At 68.2% G+C, this 15438-nt stretch carries 14 protein-coding genes; 6 read left to right on the top strand and 8 right to left on the bottom strand.

Annotated elements, in window-relative coordinates:
* Positions 1 to 170: 170 nt before the first annotated feature.
* Complete coding sequence (locus tag FSV73_RS23875; RefSeq protein ID WP_186309327.1) at positions 171 to 1133, bottom strand: NAD(P)H-quinone oxidoreductase; 963 nt, start codon at positions 1131 to 1133, stop codon at positions 171 to 173.
* 237 nt (positions 1134 to 1370) lie between these two features.
* On the opposite strand from FSV73_RS23875, the gene FSV73_RS23870 reads away from it, so the two are divergent.
* The gene (locus FSV73_RS23870; RefSeq protein WP_145012553.1) at positions 1371 to 3452 is read left to right on the top strand and encodes a carboxy terminal-processing peptidase; all 2082 of its coding nucleotides are present in this window, start codon (positions 1371 to 1373) and stop codon (positions 3450 to 3452) included.
* Between the two features lie 92 nt (positions 3453 to 3544).
* Complete coding sequence (locus tag FSV73_RS23865) at positions 3545 to 5290, top strand: bifunctional diguanylate cyclase/phosphodiesterase (protein WP_145012550.1); 1746 nt, start codon at positions 3545 to 3547, stop codon at positions 5288 to 5290.
* A gap of 2 nt (positions 5291 to 5292) precedes the next feature.
* On the opposite strand, the gene FSV73_RS23860 is transcribed toward FSV73_RS23865, so the two are convergent.
* From FSV73_RS23860 to FSV73_RS23850, 3 genes are all read right to left on the bottom strand, one after another.
* Entirely contained in the window at positions 5293 to 5667 is a 375-nt protein-coding gene (locus FSV73_RS23860) for a hypothetical protein (RefSeq protein WP_145012545.1), read from the bottom strand.
* Positions 5668 to 5673: 6 nt separating this feature from the next.
* A complete protein-coding gene (locus tag FSV73_RS23855; RefSeq protein ID WP_145012542.1) occupies positions 5674 to 6138 on the bottom strand; it encodes a YkvA family protein in 465 nt (154 codons plus the stop codon).
* A 148-nt stretch (positions 6139 to 6286) separates the two neighbouring features.
* Positions 6287 to 7060 carry an FKBP-type peptidyl-prolyl cis-trans isomerase gene (locus FSV73_RS23850; RefSeq protein WP_145012539.1) on the bottom strand — a complete coding sequence of 258 codons (774 nt, stop codon included), beginning with the start codon at positions 7058 to 7060 and terminating at the stop codon, positions 6287 to 6289.
* Between the two features lie 255 nt (positions 7061 to 7315).
* On the opposite strand from FSV73_RS23850, the gene FSV73_RS23845 reads away from it, so the two are divergent.
* From FSV73_RS23845 to FSV73_RS23830, 4 genes are all read left to right on the top strand, one after another.
* Entirely contained in the window at positions 7316 to 7606 is a 291-nt protein-coding gene (locus FSV73_RS23845) for a hypothetical protein (protein WP_145012536.1), read from the top strand.
* A gap of 63 nt (positions 7607 to 7669) precedes the next feature.
* Positions 7670 to 8344: an ABC transporter ATP-binding protein gene (locus tag FSV73_RS23840; RefSeq protein WP_145012533.1), complete on the top strand. Its 675-nt coding sequence runs from the start codon at positions 7670 to 7672 to the stop codon at positions 8342 to 8344.
* Entirely contained in the window at positions 8341 to 10800 is a 2460-nt protein-coding gene (locus tag FSV73_RS23835; RefSeq protein WP_145012530.1) for an FtsX-like permease family protein, read from the top strand. The genes FSV73_RS23840 and FSV73_RS23835 overlap by 4 nt, the downstream gene beginning before the upstream one ends.
* Positions 10790 to 11842, top strand: a complete 1053-nt coding sequence (locus tag FSV73_RS23830; RefSeq protein WP_145012527.1) for a lipocalin-like domain-containing protein — start codon at positions 10790 to 10792, stop codon at positions 11840 to 11842. The genes FSV73_RS23835 and FSV73_RS23830 overlap by 11 nt, the downstream gene beginning before the upstream one ends.
* On the opposite strand, the gene FSV73_RS23825 is transcribed toward FSV73_RS23830, so the two are convergent.
* Genes FSV73_RS23825 through FSV73_RS23810 form a run of 4 tightly spaced genes read right to left on the bottom strand, consistent with a single transcriptional unit; the run spans position 11839 to position 15431 of the window.
* Positions 11839 to 12576 (bottom strand): amino acid ABC transporter ATP-binding protein, encoded by a 738-nt coding sequence (locus FSV73_RS23825; protein WP_145012524.1) that lies wholly within the window; start codon positions 12574 to 12576, stop codon positions 11839 to 11841. The genes FSV73_RS23830 and FSV73_RS23825 overlap by 4 nt on opposite strands.
* A complete protein-coding gene (gene argH, locus FSV73_RS23820; protein WP_145012521.1) occupies positions 12573 to 14072 on the bottom strand; it encodes an argininosuccinate lyase in 1500 nt (499 codons plus the stop codon). The genes FSV73_RS23825 and argH overlap by 4 nt, the downstream gene beginning before the upstream one ends.
* Positions 14073 to 14083: 11 nt before the next feature.
* Positions 14084 to 14761, bottom strand: a complete 678-nt coding sequence (locus FSV73_RS23815; RefSeq protein ID WP_145012516.1) for an amino acid ABC transporter permease — start codon at positions 14759 to 14761, stop codon at positions 14084 to 14086.
* 7 nt (positions 14762 to 14768) lie between these two features.
* A complete protein-coding gene (locus FSV73_RS23810; protein WP_145012513.1) occupies positions 14769 to 15431 on the bottom strand; it encodes an amino acid ABC transporter permease in 663 nt (220 codons plus the stop codon).
* Positions 15432 to 15438 lie beyond the last annotated feature (7 nt).

Genomic DNA, 15438 nt, shown 5'->3' with positions numbered 1-15438 from the left:
AAGGTTGCTGGTGTTTCCGTAGGTTGGGTTGAGACGGCTCCACCGTCGAAGCCCAACATAGCCGGCTCCGCGCAAGACCCGTTGGGCTTCGCTTCGCTCAACCCAACCTATGCTCACCTACGCCCAATCTGCGGACCGCCCTGGCAGCGATCGATGGGCGCTGACTCGTCCTATTCGAGCCCCTCGTCCAGCACCAGCACCACCTTGCCGTTCACCTCGTTGCTTTCCAAGGCGGCAAAGGCGGCTTCGGCGTTCTGGGCGGAGAAGCGGCGCTCCAGGTTGACCGCCAGCTTGCCCTCGGCGAACAGCGGCCAGACCTTGGCTTCCAGCGATCTCAGGGTCTTGGCCTTGAACTCCACGGGCCTGTTGCGCAGGGTCGAGCCGATGATGCGGATCCGCTTGCCGAGCACCTTGGCGAAATCCAGTTCCGCTTCGCGGCCGCCCATGAGGCCGATCAGCACCCAGCGGCCATCCTGCCCCAGCAGGTCCAGGTTGAGCGGCGCATAGCCCGCACCGACCGGATCGAGGATGACGTTGAAGGGCGCGAAATCACGCAGCCCCTCCAGATCGGTCTTGCGCAGCACCCCGCCCTCGGCGCCAAGGCGCTCGCAGTGGGCCAGGCGCTCCTGGGAGCCGACACTGACCCAGCAGGGATTGCCGAAGGCCTTGCACAGCTGGATGGCGGCCGAGCCGACGCCACTGGCGCCGGCGTGCAACAGCACCTTCTCGCCGGGTTGCAGGGCGGCCAGGTCGAACAGGTTGCTCCAAGCGGTCGCCCAGACTTCCGGCAGCGCCGCCGCCTCGATCAGCGACAGGCCCGCCGGCACGGAGGCGGCCTGGCGGCCGTCCACCACCACCTCGCTGGCCATGCCCCCACCGGCAAGCAGGGCGCAGACCCGGTCACCGACCTGCCAGCGCGACTCGGCGGTGGTCTCGCTGACCACCCCGGCGCATTCCAGCCCCAGGGTAGCCGGGGCGCCCGGTGGCGGTGGATAGTTGCCCGCCAATTGCAGCAGGTCGGCGCGGTTGAGACCAGCAGCCGCCACCTTGATACGGATTTCCCCCGGCGCCAGAGCGCGAGCGCTCAGTGACTGCCATTCCAGTTGCCCTTCGATACCTTGCAATGCGTTCACGGTGCCTCCATAGTGGCTCAGGCTTTGACGAAAAGCGCCTGCGCCGGCGGGTTCTGCGGGTGTCGAGCGGACCGGAAGACGTAGGGCTGTCTCAGCCACCCCTTCCGCTTGCCGCTGCCCTTCAGACCGCCGTCAGACGACTTTCGTCAGCGCCCCTCATACTTCCCCTGGCCGCGGAACCGCCCGGGCCGGGAAGGGCCTATAGCCTATTCCTTTCCGTGCATTAGTCGAATACACATGAAGCAGCTCTTGTCCCGTACCGCCCTCGTTGTCCTGCTTGGCGTCAGCGCAACTCCCCTCTTCGCCAAGTCCAACTCACCGGTTGGTGTCGACAAGCTGCAACCCGACCGCGACCAGGTCATCGCCAGCCTCAACATCGTCGAACTGCTCAAGCGCCATCATTACAGCAAGCCGCCGCTCAACGACGCCCAGTCGATCAAGATCTACGACAGCTACCTGAAGATGCTTGATCCTGCGCGGCTGTATTTCAACGCCGCCGACATCCGCGAATTCGATGCCTCGCGCACCCGCTTCGACGACTACCTCAAGCAGGGCAACCTCGAGCCGGGCTTCGCCATCTACCGCCGCTATGCCCAGCGCATGACCGAGCGGCTCAACTATGGCCTGGGGCTGCTCAACGCCGGTATCGGCAAGCTCGACTTCACCGTCGACGAGTCCTTCAACACCAACCGCGAAAAGGCGGCCTGGCCGACCGATACCGCGGCGCTGGATGACCTCTGGCATCGCAAGCTCAAGGACGAGGTGCTGCGGCTGCGCCTGTCCGGCAAGACCGACCAGCAGATCCAGCAGCAACTGACCAAGAGATACAAGAACCAGCTGGCGCGTCTCAACCAGACCCGCGGCGAGGACGTCTTCCAGACCTACATCAACGCCTTCGCCGAGTCCTACGACCCGCACACCCAGTATCTCTCGCCGGAAAGCGCGGAGAACTTCGACATCAACATGAGCCTGTCGCTCGAAGGCATCGGCGCGGTGCTGCAGAACGACAACGACTACGTGCAGATCCTGCGCCTGGTCCCGGCCGGCCCGGCGGACAAGTCCAAGCAGATCGCCCCGGCGGACAAGATCGTCGGCGTCGCCCAGGGCGATGGCGAAATGGTCGATGTGATCGGCTGGCGCCTGGACGAGGTGGTCAAGCTGATCCGCGGGCCCAAGGGCTCCAAGGTGCGGCTGGAGATCATCCCGGCCAGCAATGCGCCGAACGACCAGAAGACCAAGGTGGTCGCCATCACCCGCGAAGCGGTCAAGCTCGAGGAGCAGGCCGCGCAGAAGCACGTCATCGACGTGCCCCACGAGGGCAAGCACTACAAGCTCGGCGTGATCGACGTACCGGCCTTCTACCTGGACTTCAAGGCCTATCGCGCCGGCGATCCGAACTACAAGAGCACCACGCGTGACGTGAAGAAGCTCATCGGCGAGCTGCAAAAGGAAAAGGTCGACGGTATCGTCATCGACCTGCGCAACAACGGCGGGGGCTCGCTGCAGGAAGCCACCGAGCTGACCGGCCTGTTCATCGACCAGGGTCCCACCGTGCTGGTGCGCAACGGCGATGGCAAGGTCGAGGTACTGGCCGACGACGAAGGCGGCGCCTTCTACAAGGGTCCGCTGACCGTGCTGGTGAATCGCCTCTCGGCCTCGGCGTCGGAAATCTTCGCCGGCGCCATGCAGGACTATCACCGGGCGCTGATCGTCGGCGGCCAGACCTTCGGCAAGGGCACCGTGCAGACCATCCAGCCGCTGAACCACGGCGAACTCAAGCTGACCATCGCCAAGTTCTATCGCGTCTCCGGCCAGAGCACCCAGCACCAGGGCGTGCTGCCGGACATCGACTATCCGGCGGTGGTGGATACCAAGCAGATCGGCGAGAGCGCCCTGCCCGACTCCATGCCCTGGGATACCATCGCCCCGGCGGTCACCGGCCTGACCGATCCCTTCGCGCCCTACCTGGCGGAGCTGGTCAAGCGGCACGATGCCCGGGCCCAGAAGGATCCTGACTTCATCTTCGCCCGCGAGCGGCTGAAGCTGGCCCAGGAGTTGGCGGCCGACACCACCGTCAGCCTCGACGAGCAGAAGCGCCGCGCCGAGCAGACCGCGCTGGACAATCGCCAGCTGGCGATGGAAAACCAGCGCCGCCAGGGCAAGGGTGAGGCACCGCTCAAGGAGCTGAAGAAGATCGACGAGGACAACCCGGCGATCGACGACGACAAGACCAAACCCCAGGACGACGCCTACCTGATGGAATCGGGGCATGTGCTGCTGGACTATCTCGACCTGAGCCAGACGCCGCCCAAGCGCTGACATCAAAGCGTCATCTGTCTGTCGTGAAATGCCCGGGGGCCGCCATGTGCGGCCCCCGGGCATTTTCGTTTTCGGGTTCCTGCAGGCTGACCATGACGCTGAACGACCAGGCTGGAGTGTTGGATCGCATTCTTGCCAACCGCGAGTTGCATTCGCTCTTTCAACCTATCGCGTCGCTGAGCGAAAGACGCATCCTCGGCTACGAGGCGCTGATCCGCGGTGCCTCCAATACGCCCCTGCACTCGCCCCTGCCGCTCTACGCCACCGCGCGCCAGGCCGGCCGCCTGTCCGAGCTGGAGATCGCCGCGCGCCAGCAGTCCTGCCAGGGCTTTCGCGACCTGGCGCTGGAGGGCCTGCTGTTCCTCAACGTCTGTCCGGAGACCCTGCTGGAACCGGCGCACCAGTCGGGCCAGACGCTAAAGCTGCTGCAGCGCCTGGGCCTCTCGCCGGCCCAGGTGGTGATCGAGCTGACCGAGCAGGCGCCCATCGACGACTTCGCCCTGCTGGCCACGGCCCTGCACCACTACCGGGCCATGGGCTTTTCCATTGCACTAGACGATCTCGGCGCGGGCTATTCCAGCCTGAGGCGTTGGTCGGAGCTACGCCCTGACTTCGTCAAGATCGACCGGCACTTCATCGAATCCATCCATCGCGACGCCGTGAAGCGCGAATTCGTCGGCTCCATCCTGAAGATGGCCGAGGCCTCCCGGGCGCAGGTGATCGCCGAGGGGATCGAGACCCACGAAGAACTCTCGACCCTGGCGAGCATGGGCATCGACCTGGTCCAGGGCTATCTGCTGGGCCGTCCGACGGCGACGCCGCCGCGCGAGATCCAGACCCTGCTGCCAGCCATGGTCACCCGCAGTGCGGATCTCGCCGAGGAGTCGACCACCGTGGCCAGCCTGCGGGTGGAGCAGGTGGCGGTCGGCCAGGACATGCTGATCCTCGATGTCCTGGAGCGCTTCCGCCTGCAGCCCAACCTCAACACCCTGGCGGTCGTCAATGAGGATGATCTCCCCGTGGGCATCGTCCACCACCACGAGCTCAGTTCGGCGCTGCTCAAGCCGTTCGCCCACGAGGTGTTCGCGCGCAAGCCCATCGCCCGGCTGATGAGCCAGGACTTCCTGGCCACCGAGTCGAGCCAGTCCCTGCAACAGGTCAGCCGCCTGCTCACCGCACGCGCTCGCCAGCGTATCGAAGAGGATTTCATCATCACCGAAGGCGGCCGCTATATCGGCGTCGGGCGGGTGATGGATGTCCTGCGCCTGATCACCGAGCAACGTATCCAGCAGGCCAAGCACGCCAATCCGCTGACCCAGCTGCCCGGCAACGTACCCATCCAGCAATGCCTGACCCGCTTGCTGGACCAGCGCCGCGAAGCGGTGGTGTGCTATGTCGATATCGATGGCTTCAAGCCGTTCAACGATCTCTATGGCTATGCCAAGGGGGACGAGGTGCTGCTCTGCCTGGCCCAGACCCTCTCCGAGCGGCTGGATCCGCAGCAGGACTTCGTCGGCCATATCGGCGGTGACGACTTCCTGGTGGTCCTCGGCTCGCCGGACTGGCGGCGCCGGCTGAATGGCCTGATGGCGGCCTTCCAGGAACGGTGCCGGCACTTCTACCGCAGCGAGCACCTGGAAGCCGGATGTTTCCTCGCCTACGACAGGGACGGGCGCCGGCGGGAGTACCCGCTGCTGTCGCTGTCCCTCGGCGTGGTGGAGCTGGACCGGGACGCCGGCCAGCGCGTCGATGCCAGCGCCCTGGCCGGCCTGGCCTCGGAAGCCAAGCGCAACGCCAAGAAGGTGCCCGGCTACAGCCTGCACCTGATGCGCGCCTGAGCCTAGGTTTCCAGGCGGTGATCGGGATAGCGGTGCTCGAACACCCGGGTGACCTCGGCCGCATGCCAGCTGACCGCATCGCTCACCTGCGGCGGACCCTCCAGGGCACCGAGGCGCAGGGCGCAGTCGAAGAAGCCTTCGCGGGGAAGGCGGGTGCCGCTCTGGCTGACCACCAGCGCACTGCGCAGCGGCCGCCCTTCCCGCCGATCCAGGGCCGCGAGGTACTCCAGGGCCTTGGTGAGGGTCACCATGGCCGGCTGGGGTAGCCCCAGCCGTTCGATCACCGAGCGGTAGGTCAGCAGGCTGCGGCTGCGTCGCGCGCTTTCCAGTTCGTCGAGCAGGGCCAGCCAGTGCTGGCGACTGATGCGTACACTCAAGCCCGGTCAGTCTCGCAATTGGTCGAGGGCGACACCCGGGGCGGCGCGCTCGTGTTTGTCGGGCAGGGCCGCCAAGGCCGCCTGCTGGCTAGCGGATCGGTTGTCGCGCCAGCTGCGGAAGGCGTCGAGTTCGCCGCTGCAGGCCTTGCCGACCCAGGCCAGGACGGCGAGGTCGTCGAGCAGGCCGAACATGGGCACCCAGTCGGGGATCAGGTCGATGGGCAGCAGGAAATAGACCAGGCCGCCGGCCACGGTCAGCAACGTCTTGCGGCTGACGCCCCGGTATTGGCCACGCCACCAGGCCAGCAGCAGTTGGTGGAACAGGCCGAGGGTATCGCGCGCCTCGCCCAGCTTGAGACCGCGCTTGCTGGTCTTGCGCGCCACGCCCAGCAGCAGCGCCGGCAGCCGGCCGCGGATCAGCAGGCGCTGGGCCAGGCCAAGGTAGCGATCGAAATTCTTCGGCGGCTTCATGGATACCTCGCAGGTGGGAAGGACCAGGCGCGGCATCGGCGGGGCCGGATGCTACGCACCTGTACTTTGATCGCAGCGGTGGTCGCGGGTTTCCCAACGCCCAATGTAAAACGCCCTGCAAGCAGGGCGTCAGTGGACGGGGTCCGTGTTACTTCTTGGCCGGGGCCTTTTCGGCAGCGGCCGGGGCGTCGGCGGCCGGGGCCGGCGGGGCATCCTCGGCGTCCGCCGCGGCGGCGTCCTTGATGCCAAGCAGTTCCAGGTCGAACACCAGCACGGAGTTGGCCGGAATCGCCGGGCTCGGGCTCTGGGCGCCGTAGGCCAGCTCGGAGGGGATGTAGAGCTTGATCTTCTCGCCGACGTGCATCAGTTGCAGCGCCTCGACCCAGCCCGGGATCACGCCGTTGACCGGCAGGTCGATCGGGGTGCCGCGCTTGATGGAGCTGTCGAACACGGTGCCATCGACCAGCTTGCCCTCGTAGTGCACGGTGACCACGTCGGTGGGCTTGGGCTGCGGGCCGTCGGCCTTCTTGACCACTTCGTACTGCAGGCCGGAGGCGGTGGTGATCACGCCAGGCTTCTTGCCGTTCTCTTCGAGGAACTTCTTGCCGACCTTGGCGTTGTCTTCGCTGACCTTGGTCATCTTCTCTTCGGCACGCTTCTGCAGGGCGGCGAAGGCCTCGGTGAGCTGCTGATCGGTCAGCTTCTGGTCCTTCTTGCCTACCGCGTCCTCGATACCCAGGGCGACGGCCTTGGGATCCAGGTCATCGATACCTTCCTGGGCCAGGCTCTTGCCCATGTTCAGGCCGATGCCGTAGGACGCCTTCTGGGCCGGGCTTTCCAGCTCGACCTTGGGCTTGGAGTCGCAGCCGCTCAGAACCAGACCCACCAGGGCCACCGCTGCTGCCAACCGATACTGTTTCATGTTGATTCCTTATCCGTGCGCACTATGCGCGTTCAAATAACTGATCGAGCTTACAAGGAGACCTGCTCGCTTGCCATCGCCAGGCCTCTAAATGGCTGCAAAGGATAAGATTTCAAGCTTAGGTCTGCCTGAACATCGCGTGAACGAGGTGCAGGCACGCCCTGCGACGTCTTGTCCGGGGCGCCTGGCCGGAGGCGACCGGCGCGAGTCCAGGCGCTAGACTAGCGCCTTCTTCAGTGCCTGCCAGAGACTTTCATGTTCGAGCCCAACGATCTCAATCGCTCGCCTCTCGACCTCGCCCGCGAATCGCGCAAGGCCGGTGGCTACGGCCTGCTGTACTCGGTGCTGCTGGGTATCGGCATCCTGCTCTATCACCACTGGGTGCCAACCGCCTTCCCTGGCGACCTGCTGGAAATGTCCCTGGCGCTCCCCGTCATCCTCTTCGCCGGCAGTGCCGTCTACTACCTCACCATGGTGCGCAAGTGCGAGCGCCTGCAACGCGCGGAAGACGAAAAGGCCGGCAAGACCAAGGGCAAGCGCGGCTGACGGCGCTGAACGTCGCTGCCGGGTCCCGGTCGATTACAGACCACGGCCGGCGCGGGAGGCGCGATGCTGACCATCACCGATCTGCACAAGAGCTACCCGACACCGCAGGGACCGCTGCCGGTTCTGCGTGGCCTGGATCTCGGCCTCGCCCGCGGCGCCAGCCTCGCGCTCATGGGCGAGTCGGGCAGCGGCAAGAGTACCCTGCTGCACCTGGTGGCCGGCCTCGACCGTCCCGATCGCGGGCGCATCGTCGCCGCCAGTCGCGAGCTGTCCAGCCTCGACGAGCGCGCCCTGGCGGCCTGGCGCCGCGAGGGCATCGGGCTGATCTTCCAGCAATTCAACCTCATCGCCAGTCTCAGCGTGGCGGACAACCTCGCCTTCCAGGCACGCCTGGCCAACCGCCACGATCCCGCCTGGCAGGCTGAATTGGCCGCCCGCCTGGGCCTGGCCGCCCTGCTCGACCGCTATCCGGAACAGCTTTCCGGTGGCCAGCAGCAGCGCGTGGCCCTGGGCCGGGCCCTCGCCTCGCGCCCGCCCCTGCTGCTCGCCGACGAACCCACCGGCAATCTCGACGAAAGCAGTGGTGACCAGGCCCTGGCGCTGCTGCTGGAGCTGGTGGCCGAGACCGGCAGCAGCCTGCTGATGGTGACCCACAGCGCGCGGATCGCCAGCCAGCTCGATCGTACCCTGCACCTGGAACGAGGACGCCTCGGGGACGCCGCCGTGGCCCCCGCATGAGACTGCTCTACTGGAGCCTGCACGGCCTCACCAGCCACTGGCGGCGGCATCCGCTGCAACTCGCCGGACTGCTGGCGGGACTCTGGCTGGCCACCACCCTGCTGGTCGGCGTGCTGGCTCTCAACGCCCAGGCCCGCCAGAGCTATGCCCAGGCCAGCGCCCTGTTCGGCGCCGACCAGTCCAGCCTGGAGGCGCGGGACGGCCAGCGCTTCGCCCAGCAGCTGTTCGTCGACCTGCGTCGCCAGGGGTGGCCGGTATCACCCGTCCTGCAGGGGCGCCTGGCGCTGGTCGGACGGGACCACCCGGTGCCGCTGCTCGGTATCGAGCCGGTCAGCCTGCCCAGCGACCGCGGCGTCGCCGCCAGTGCATCGCCCGAGGCCCTGCTCGACTTTCTCAGCCCTACCGGGGCGACCTGGATCGCGCCGGAAACGCTACGTGAGTGGCGACTCCAGGCCGGCGCGGTGCTGCAGCGGGCCGACGGCCAGCCGCTGCCGCCGCTGCAGCCCCGCGCGGGGCTGGCACCCGGCACCCTGGTGGTGGACATTGGCCAGGCCCAGCACCTGCTGGATGCACCGGACCAGCTTTCCCGACTGATCCTGCCGAAGGCCTTCCAGCGACAGCTGCCCGTGCTGGACGGACCGCCGCTGCACCGCCTGGAGAACGACCAAGGCGCCGAGCTGGACCGCCTGACCGCGAGCTTCCACCTCAATCTCCTGGCACTCGGCCTGCTGGCCTTCGCCGTAGGCCTGTTCCTCGTCCACGCCGCCACCGGCTTGGCCTTGGAACAGCGTCGGCCCCTGCTGCGTACCCTGCGTGCCTGTGGGCTTTCCGCGCGGACCCTGGTCCTGGCGCTGGCCCTGGAGCTGGCCGTCATCGCCCTGGTGGCAGGCGCCCTGGGCGTGGCCAGCGGCTACACCCTCGCCGCCCTGCTGCTGCCCGACGTTGCGGCCAGCCTGCGCGGCCTCTATGGGGCGGAGGTGGCGGGCACCCTGACGCTGAGCCCCGCCTGGTGGCTGGCCGGTCTCGGCCTGAGCCTGGGTGGCGCCCTGCTGGCCGGTGCCGACGGCCTGTGGCGGGCGGCGCGGCTGCCCCTGCTGGCCCTGGCCCAGGGCGAGGCCTGGCGCGCCGCCCACGGTCGCTGGCTGCGGCGCCAGGCCGTGGGCGCCCTGCTGGCGGGTCTGCTGGGCCTCGGCCTGCTGCTAGGGGGCGACAGCCTCGGCAGTGGGCTGGCCCTGCTCGGCTGCCTGCTGCTGGCGGCCGCCCTGGCCTTGCCGCCGCTGCTCAGCGCGCTGCTGGATCTGCTGTTGCGGCGGGCGCGGCGGCCCCTCGCGCGCTGGTTCCTGGCCGACGCCCGCCAGCAGCTCCCCGGGCTGTCCCAGGCGCTCATGGCCCTGCTGCTGGCACTGGCGGCCAACGTCGGCGCCGGCAGCATGACCGAAGGCTTTCGCCGCACCTTCGATGGCTGGCTTGACCAGCGCCTGGCCGCCGAACTTTACCTGCGTCCGGAAAACGCCACCCAGGCAACCACCCTGCTCGACTGGCTACCGCGCCAGCCGAGCGTGCGCGCGGTGCTGCCGGTCTACGAGCTGGAGACCCGTCTGCAAGGCCAGCCCACCACCCTGAGCGGCGTGGTGGACGAGGCGCTCTACCGCGAGCACTGGCCGCTGCTCGATGCCGGCAGCGCCGCCTGGACGCCGTTCTTCGCCGGGGACGGGGTGATGCTCAGCGAGCAACTGGCGCGGCGGCTGCACCTGGCCAAGGGTCAGCGGATCGAGCTGCTGGGCAGCCAGGGTCGCTGGTCCGCGCCGGTACTCGCCACCTATGCCGACTACGGCAATCCCCGCGGCCACCTGCTGCTGCCCAAGCAGCGACTGCGCGCGCTCTGGCCGGACGCCAGCCTGGTCCGGATCGTCATCCGCATGGCACCCGAGCGGGTGGATGCCGTGCGCGCCGACCTGCAGCAGCGTTTCGGCCTGGACGCCAGTCGCTCCATCGACCAGGGCCAGTTGCGCCGCTACGCCGACCAGGTCTTCGAGCGCACCTTCAGCGCTACCGCCGCGCTGAATGCCCTGACCCTGGCGGTGGCCGGCCTGGCGCTGTTCATCGCCCTGCTCGGCCAGGCGCAACGCCGTCTCGGCCAGCTCGCGCCGCTCTGGGCGCTCGGGATAGAACGGCCACGGCTGATCCTGCTGAGTCTGGGGCAACTGTTGGGACTCGCCCTGCTGACCCTGGCCCTGGCCATCCCCCTGGGCATCCTGCTCGCCTGGTGCCTGGTGGCCGTGGTCAACGTCCAGGCCTTTGGCTGGCGCCTGCCGCTGCAGGTCTTTCCGGGGCAGTTGCTGGCCCTCGCCGCGATCGCCCTGCTGGCGACCCTGCTGGCCGCCGCCTGGCCGCTGCTGCGCCTGCAGCGCAGCCAACCCCTGGATCTGCTGCGAGAACTCGGCAATGAACGCTAGGATCCTGCTGGTCGCGCTCCTGCTCCTCAGCGGCTGCGATAAGCAGCCGGCGCCCACCGGCTTCGCCGGCCTCGGCCAGGGCAGCGAGCAGTTCGCTCCGGTGATCTCCGGCAAGGTCTTCAGCTTTCCCGCCGATCACGGTGCCCATCCGGATTTCCGGATCGAATGGTGGTACGTCACCGCCAACCTCAGCGATACCGCAGGCCACCGCTACGGGGTGCAGTGGACGCTGTTCCGCAATGCCCTGCGCCCCAGTGCCGACCAGCCCGGCTGGGGCAACGGCAATCTCTGGCTGGGCCACGCCGGCCTCACCACCGAGACCCGGCAGTTCTCCGCCCAGACCCAGGGGCGTGGCGGGGTTGGCCAGGCCGGAGTGACGGCCGTGCCCTTCTCCGCCTGGATCGATGACTGGCGTCTGCAGGGCGACCTGGCCGGCCAGGCACGCGTCCAAGCCCAGGGTCCGGGTTTCGGCTACCGCCTGGAGCTCGCCGCCAGCGGGCCGCTGGTGCTCCAGGGCGAAGGCGGGGTGAGTCGCAAATCCGCCAGCGGCCAGGCGTCCTACTACTACAGCCAGCCCTTTTTCCAGGCCCAGGGCGAACTGGAGATCGAGGGGCGACGCGTGCCGGTGAAAGGGCTGGCCTGGCTGGACCGCGAATGGAGCAGCCAGCACCTGGCGGCGGACCAGTTGGGCTGGGACTGGTTTTCCCTGCACCTGGACGACGGTCGCCAGCTGATGCTCTATCGCCTGCGCCAGGCGGACGGCCAGCATTACCTGTTCGGCAACCTGATCGCCCCCGACGGTCACAACCAGCCCCTGCATCCCGGCGACATCCGCCTGATGCCGCTGGCCACCCATCCCGTGGCCGGTCGCCAGGTGCCGGTCCGCTGGTCCATCGCCCTACCCGGCCGGAACGTCGACCTGCGCATCGCCGCCGTCAATCCCAACGCCTGGATGGCCCTGGGCACGCCCTACTGGGAAGGCCCGGTCAGTGTGGAAGGCAGTGCCCAGGGCGTGGGCTATCTGGAGATGACCGGCTACTAGTGCAGCACATTGGCGAGAAATTGCCGGGTACGGGCCTCCCGCGGCGCGTTGAACACCTGCGCCGGGGCGCCGCTTTCGAGGATGCGACCCCCGTCGAAGAACAGCACCCGGTCCGCCACCTCGCGGGCGAAGCCCATCTCGTGGGTGACCACGATCATGGTCATGCCCTCGCGGGCCAGGTCCTTCATGATCGCCAGCACCTCGTTGACCGTTTCCGGATCCAGCGCCGACGTCGGCTCGTCGAACAACAGCAGTTGGGGCTGCAGGGCCAGCGCCCGGACGATGGCCACCCGCTGCTGCTGACCGCCGGAGAGTTCGGCGGGATGGGCATCGGCCTTGTCCGCCAGACCGACCCGCGCCAGCAGCGCCCGTGCCTGGCGCTCGGCCTCGGCAGCGCTGAGCCGCCCCAGCTTGACCGGCGCCAGGGTCAGGTTACGCAGCACCGAGAGGTGCGGGAACAGGGTGTAGTCCTGGAAGACCATGCCGACCTTCTGCCGCAACGTCGCCAGGGCGCGGCGATCGCCGGCGTGCACCGGGATGCCGTCCAGCTCCACGGTGCCGGCCGAAGGCTCCTCCAGGCTGTTGAGGCAACGGATCAAGGTCGACTTGCCCGAGCCACTGGGGCCTATGACCACCACCACCTCGCCAGCGGCGACGTCCAGGTCCACGCCGCGGACGATCTGCTGCTCGCCGAAGCTCTTGCTCAGGCCCCGGACCTTCAGCAGGGCGGTCATTGGCTCAGCGCCCGCAGATTGGCGTCCAGGCGCGCCTGGCTCTGCACCTGCCGCGCCCGCCGTGCCTCCTGGCGCTCCCGCTCCAGGGTCAGGCGCGCCCGGGCGGCCGCCAGGGTCCGCGTCAGGGCCGGGGCACCAGGGCCGCCGGGCGATTGCCGCGACGCCACGTTGGCGATGGGGTCCAGGCTTTCGCCGACGCGCACGGCAGCCAGCCCCAGCGGGCGACCGATCACCGCCTGGGCGGCCTGGTCGAGCATGGCGCTGTCGATGGCGTAAGCGGGCAGGCCCGCGTCCAGCGCCTGGCGCACCACGGCGCCCACCACATGGTGCGCCTCGCGGAACGACAGCCCGCCGTCGCGCACGATGAGGTCGGCCAGGCCGGTGGCAGTGGAAAAGTCCCGGGCGCTGCGCTCCAGTCCGCGCGCGGCCTCGGGCTCCGCCGTCCGCAGCACCAGATCCAGCAGCCGCAGGCAGCGCAAGGTTTCCTCAGCGGCCTCCCAGAAGCCGCGGGTCCCCTCGCGATTGGCATCGCCGCTGTGACTGAAGTGGGTGCCCTTGACCGTCATGGTGGCGGCCATCAGCAATCCGGCGATGTGACCACTGCGGCCCTTGAGGTATTCCAGCACCACCGGATTCTTCTTCTGCGGCATGATGCTGGAGGTACCGGCGACACTGTCGGGAAACTCCACCAAGCCGAACTCATGGGTGGCCCAGACGAAATAGTCCTGGGCCACCCGGCTCCAGAACACCGCCAGCAGGCTCAGGTGCGACAGCCCTTCGAGGATGAAGTCGCGCGAGGCCACGGCATCCAGGGCGTTGTCCAGGTAGCCGTCGAAGCCGAGCAGCTCGGCGGTACGCGCCCGGTCGATGGCGAAGGGCGTCCCGGCGAAGGCCGCCGCGCCCAGCGGGCTCAGATTCATGCTGTCGAGGGTGGTGGCCAGGCGCAGGCTGTCGCGCTCCAGGGCCTGGGCCACGCCCGCGAGATAGAAGCCATAGGTGATCGGCTGCGCCGGTTGCAGATGGGTATGCCCCGGCATCACCGTGGTGGCATGCCGCTCGGCACCTTCCAGGGCCGTGGCGCGCACCTGCTGCAGCGTCTCCAGCACCTCGGCGAGGACATCCCGGGCGCGCAGTCGGTCGAGGGTGGCCAGGATGTCGTTGCGGCTGCGACCGATGTGCAGCCGCCCGCCGACGTCCGCGCCCAGGCGTTCGATCAGCGCCGCTTCGTAGTTGAAGTAGGCATCCTCGCGCAGCGGGTCGAGGGGCACCGCGCCAGGACCCGCGGCTTCCAGTTCGAGGATGCCGCGCGCCAGGGCGGCGGCCTGGGCGCGGTCGATCAGGCCCTGCTCGGCGAGCATCACCACGTGGGCCTTGTTGACGTCGCCCAGATAGGGAAAGCCCTCGGCGAAGCCGGCCAGGCGCGGGGCGTAGATGAAGTCGCAGACCTCGGGCGCGGTGGCCTCCCGGAGCCGACGGCTGACCTTGGATTCTTGCATGGGATGCCTCTCTAGGACGGATGGCGGGTCAGCGGACGACCCAGGCGCCGCTCGAGGTAGCGGCTGAGCCAGCTGAGCAGCGAGCAGATGACGAAGTAGACGAGCAGCACCGTGCCGTAGACGCTGAAGGCCGGACTGGCGCCGGTCATCATGGTGGTGCGCTCGATCAGGGTCTGGCCGGTCTTGAGGAACTCGCCCACCCCGACCAGGGCGCCCAGGGACGTGGCCTGGACCAGCAGGGTGAGCAGTCCGGTATAGGCCGGCAGGATGGCCTTGAGCGATTGCGGGCCGACGATGTGCAGGTAGATCCGCCAGCGCGGCAGGCCCAGCGCCCAGGCGCTCTTCCACTGGTGCCGGGGCACCGCCTGCAGGCCGCCGCGGACGATCTCGATGCCGTTGGCGCTGCCCCAGAGGGTCAGGCCAGTGGTGACCGCGGCGAAGGGCGACAGATCCACCCCCAGCAGCGGGGCGCCGAAGAAGATGAAGAAGACGTTGACGATCAGCGGGATGGAGCGGAACAGCTCGACGTAGGCGTGGATCAGCCAACCCAGCCAGCGCTGCGGCAAGGTCGCCAGCACCCCGAACACCGCCGAGACCAGGGTGGTGAAGAGCAGCACCACCAGTGCCAGCTGCAGGGTCATCAGCAGGCCCTTGACCACGAAATTCCAGTTTTCCAGAAAGAAGCTCATGGTCGCCTCACTGCCGAAAGGGTCGTTGCAGATGGGCGGACAGGCGTTGCGTGGCCAGGGCCAGCACGGCGACCAGGCCCAGGTAGAGCACGCAGATGGCGCTGAACATCTCCAGGGCACGGAAATCCGTGGCGATGCGATCCACCGCGACGAAGGTCAGCTCGGCCAGGCCTATGGCCTGCAGGTAGGACGAGTTCTTCAACAGCGAGATGGCGGTGTTGAGTACCGCCGGCAAGGCGGTGCGCACGGCGATGGGCAAGGCGACCAGGCAGAAGAACTGCCAGGGCTTGAGATTCAGGGCCAGGCTGGCCTCGCGCATGCCCCGCTCCACCGTCGCCAGCCCGCCGCGCAGGTTCTCGATCTGGTAGGCACCGGCCCACAGCGACAGGCAGACCACGCCCGACCAGAACAGCGACAGGCCCAGGCCCACCGCCGGCAGGCCGTAGAAGATGAAGAAAAGCTGCACCAGGATCGGCGTGTTGCGGATCACCTCGACGTAGACGGCGGCGAGTTGCGCCAGCAGCGGCACGCGAAACAGCCGTACCGCCCCGCCGACGACGCCGATGACCAGCGACAGTCCTATCGCCAGCAGCGAGACCCTGAGCGTCATCAGCAGGCCGTCGAGCAGCGCCGGCCACTGGGCCCAGAGATAGTCCAGATCGAAGTCCATCGCCGCG

This window comes from Pseudomonas oryzihabitans (assembly GCF_007665395.1).
Classification (GTDB): Bacteria; Pseudomonadota; Gammaproteobacteria; order Pseudomonadales; family Pseudomonadaceae; genus Chryseomonas; species Chryseomonas psychrotolerans_C.
Note: the sequence above shows the minus strand (reverse complement) of the source record. Positions and strands in the feature narration are given on the sequence as shown.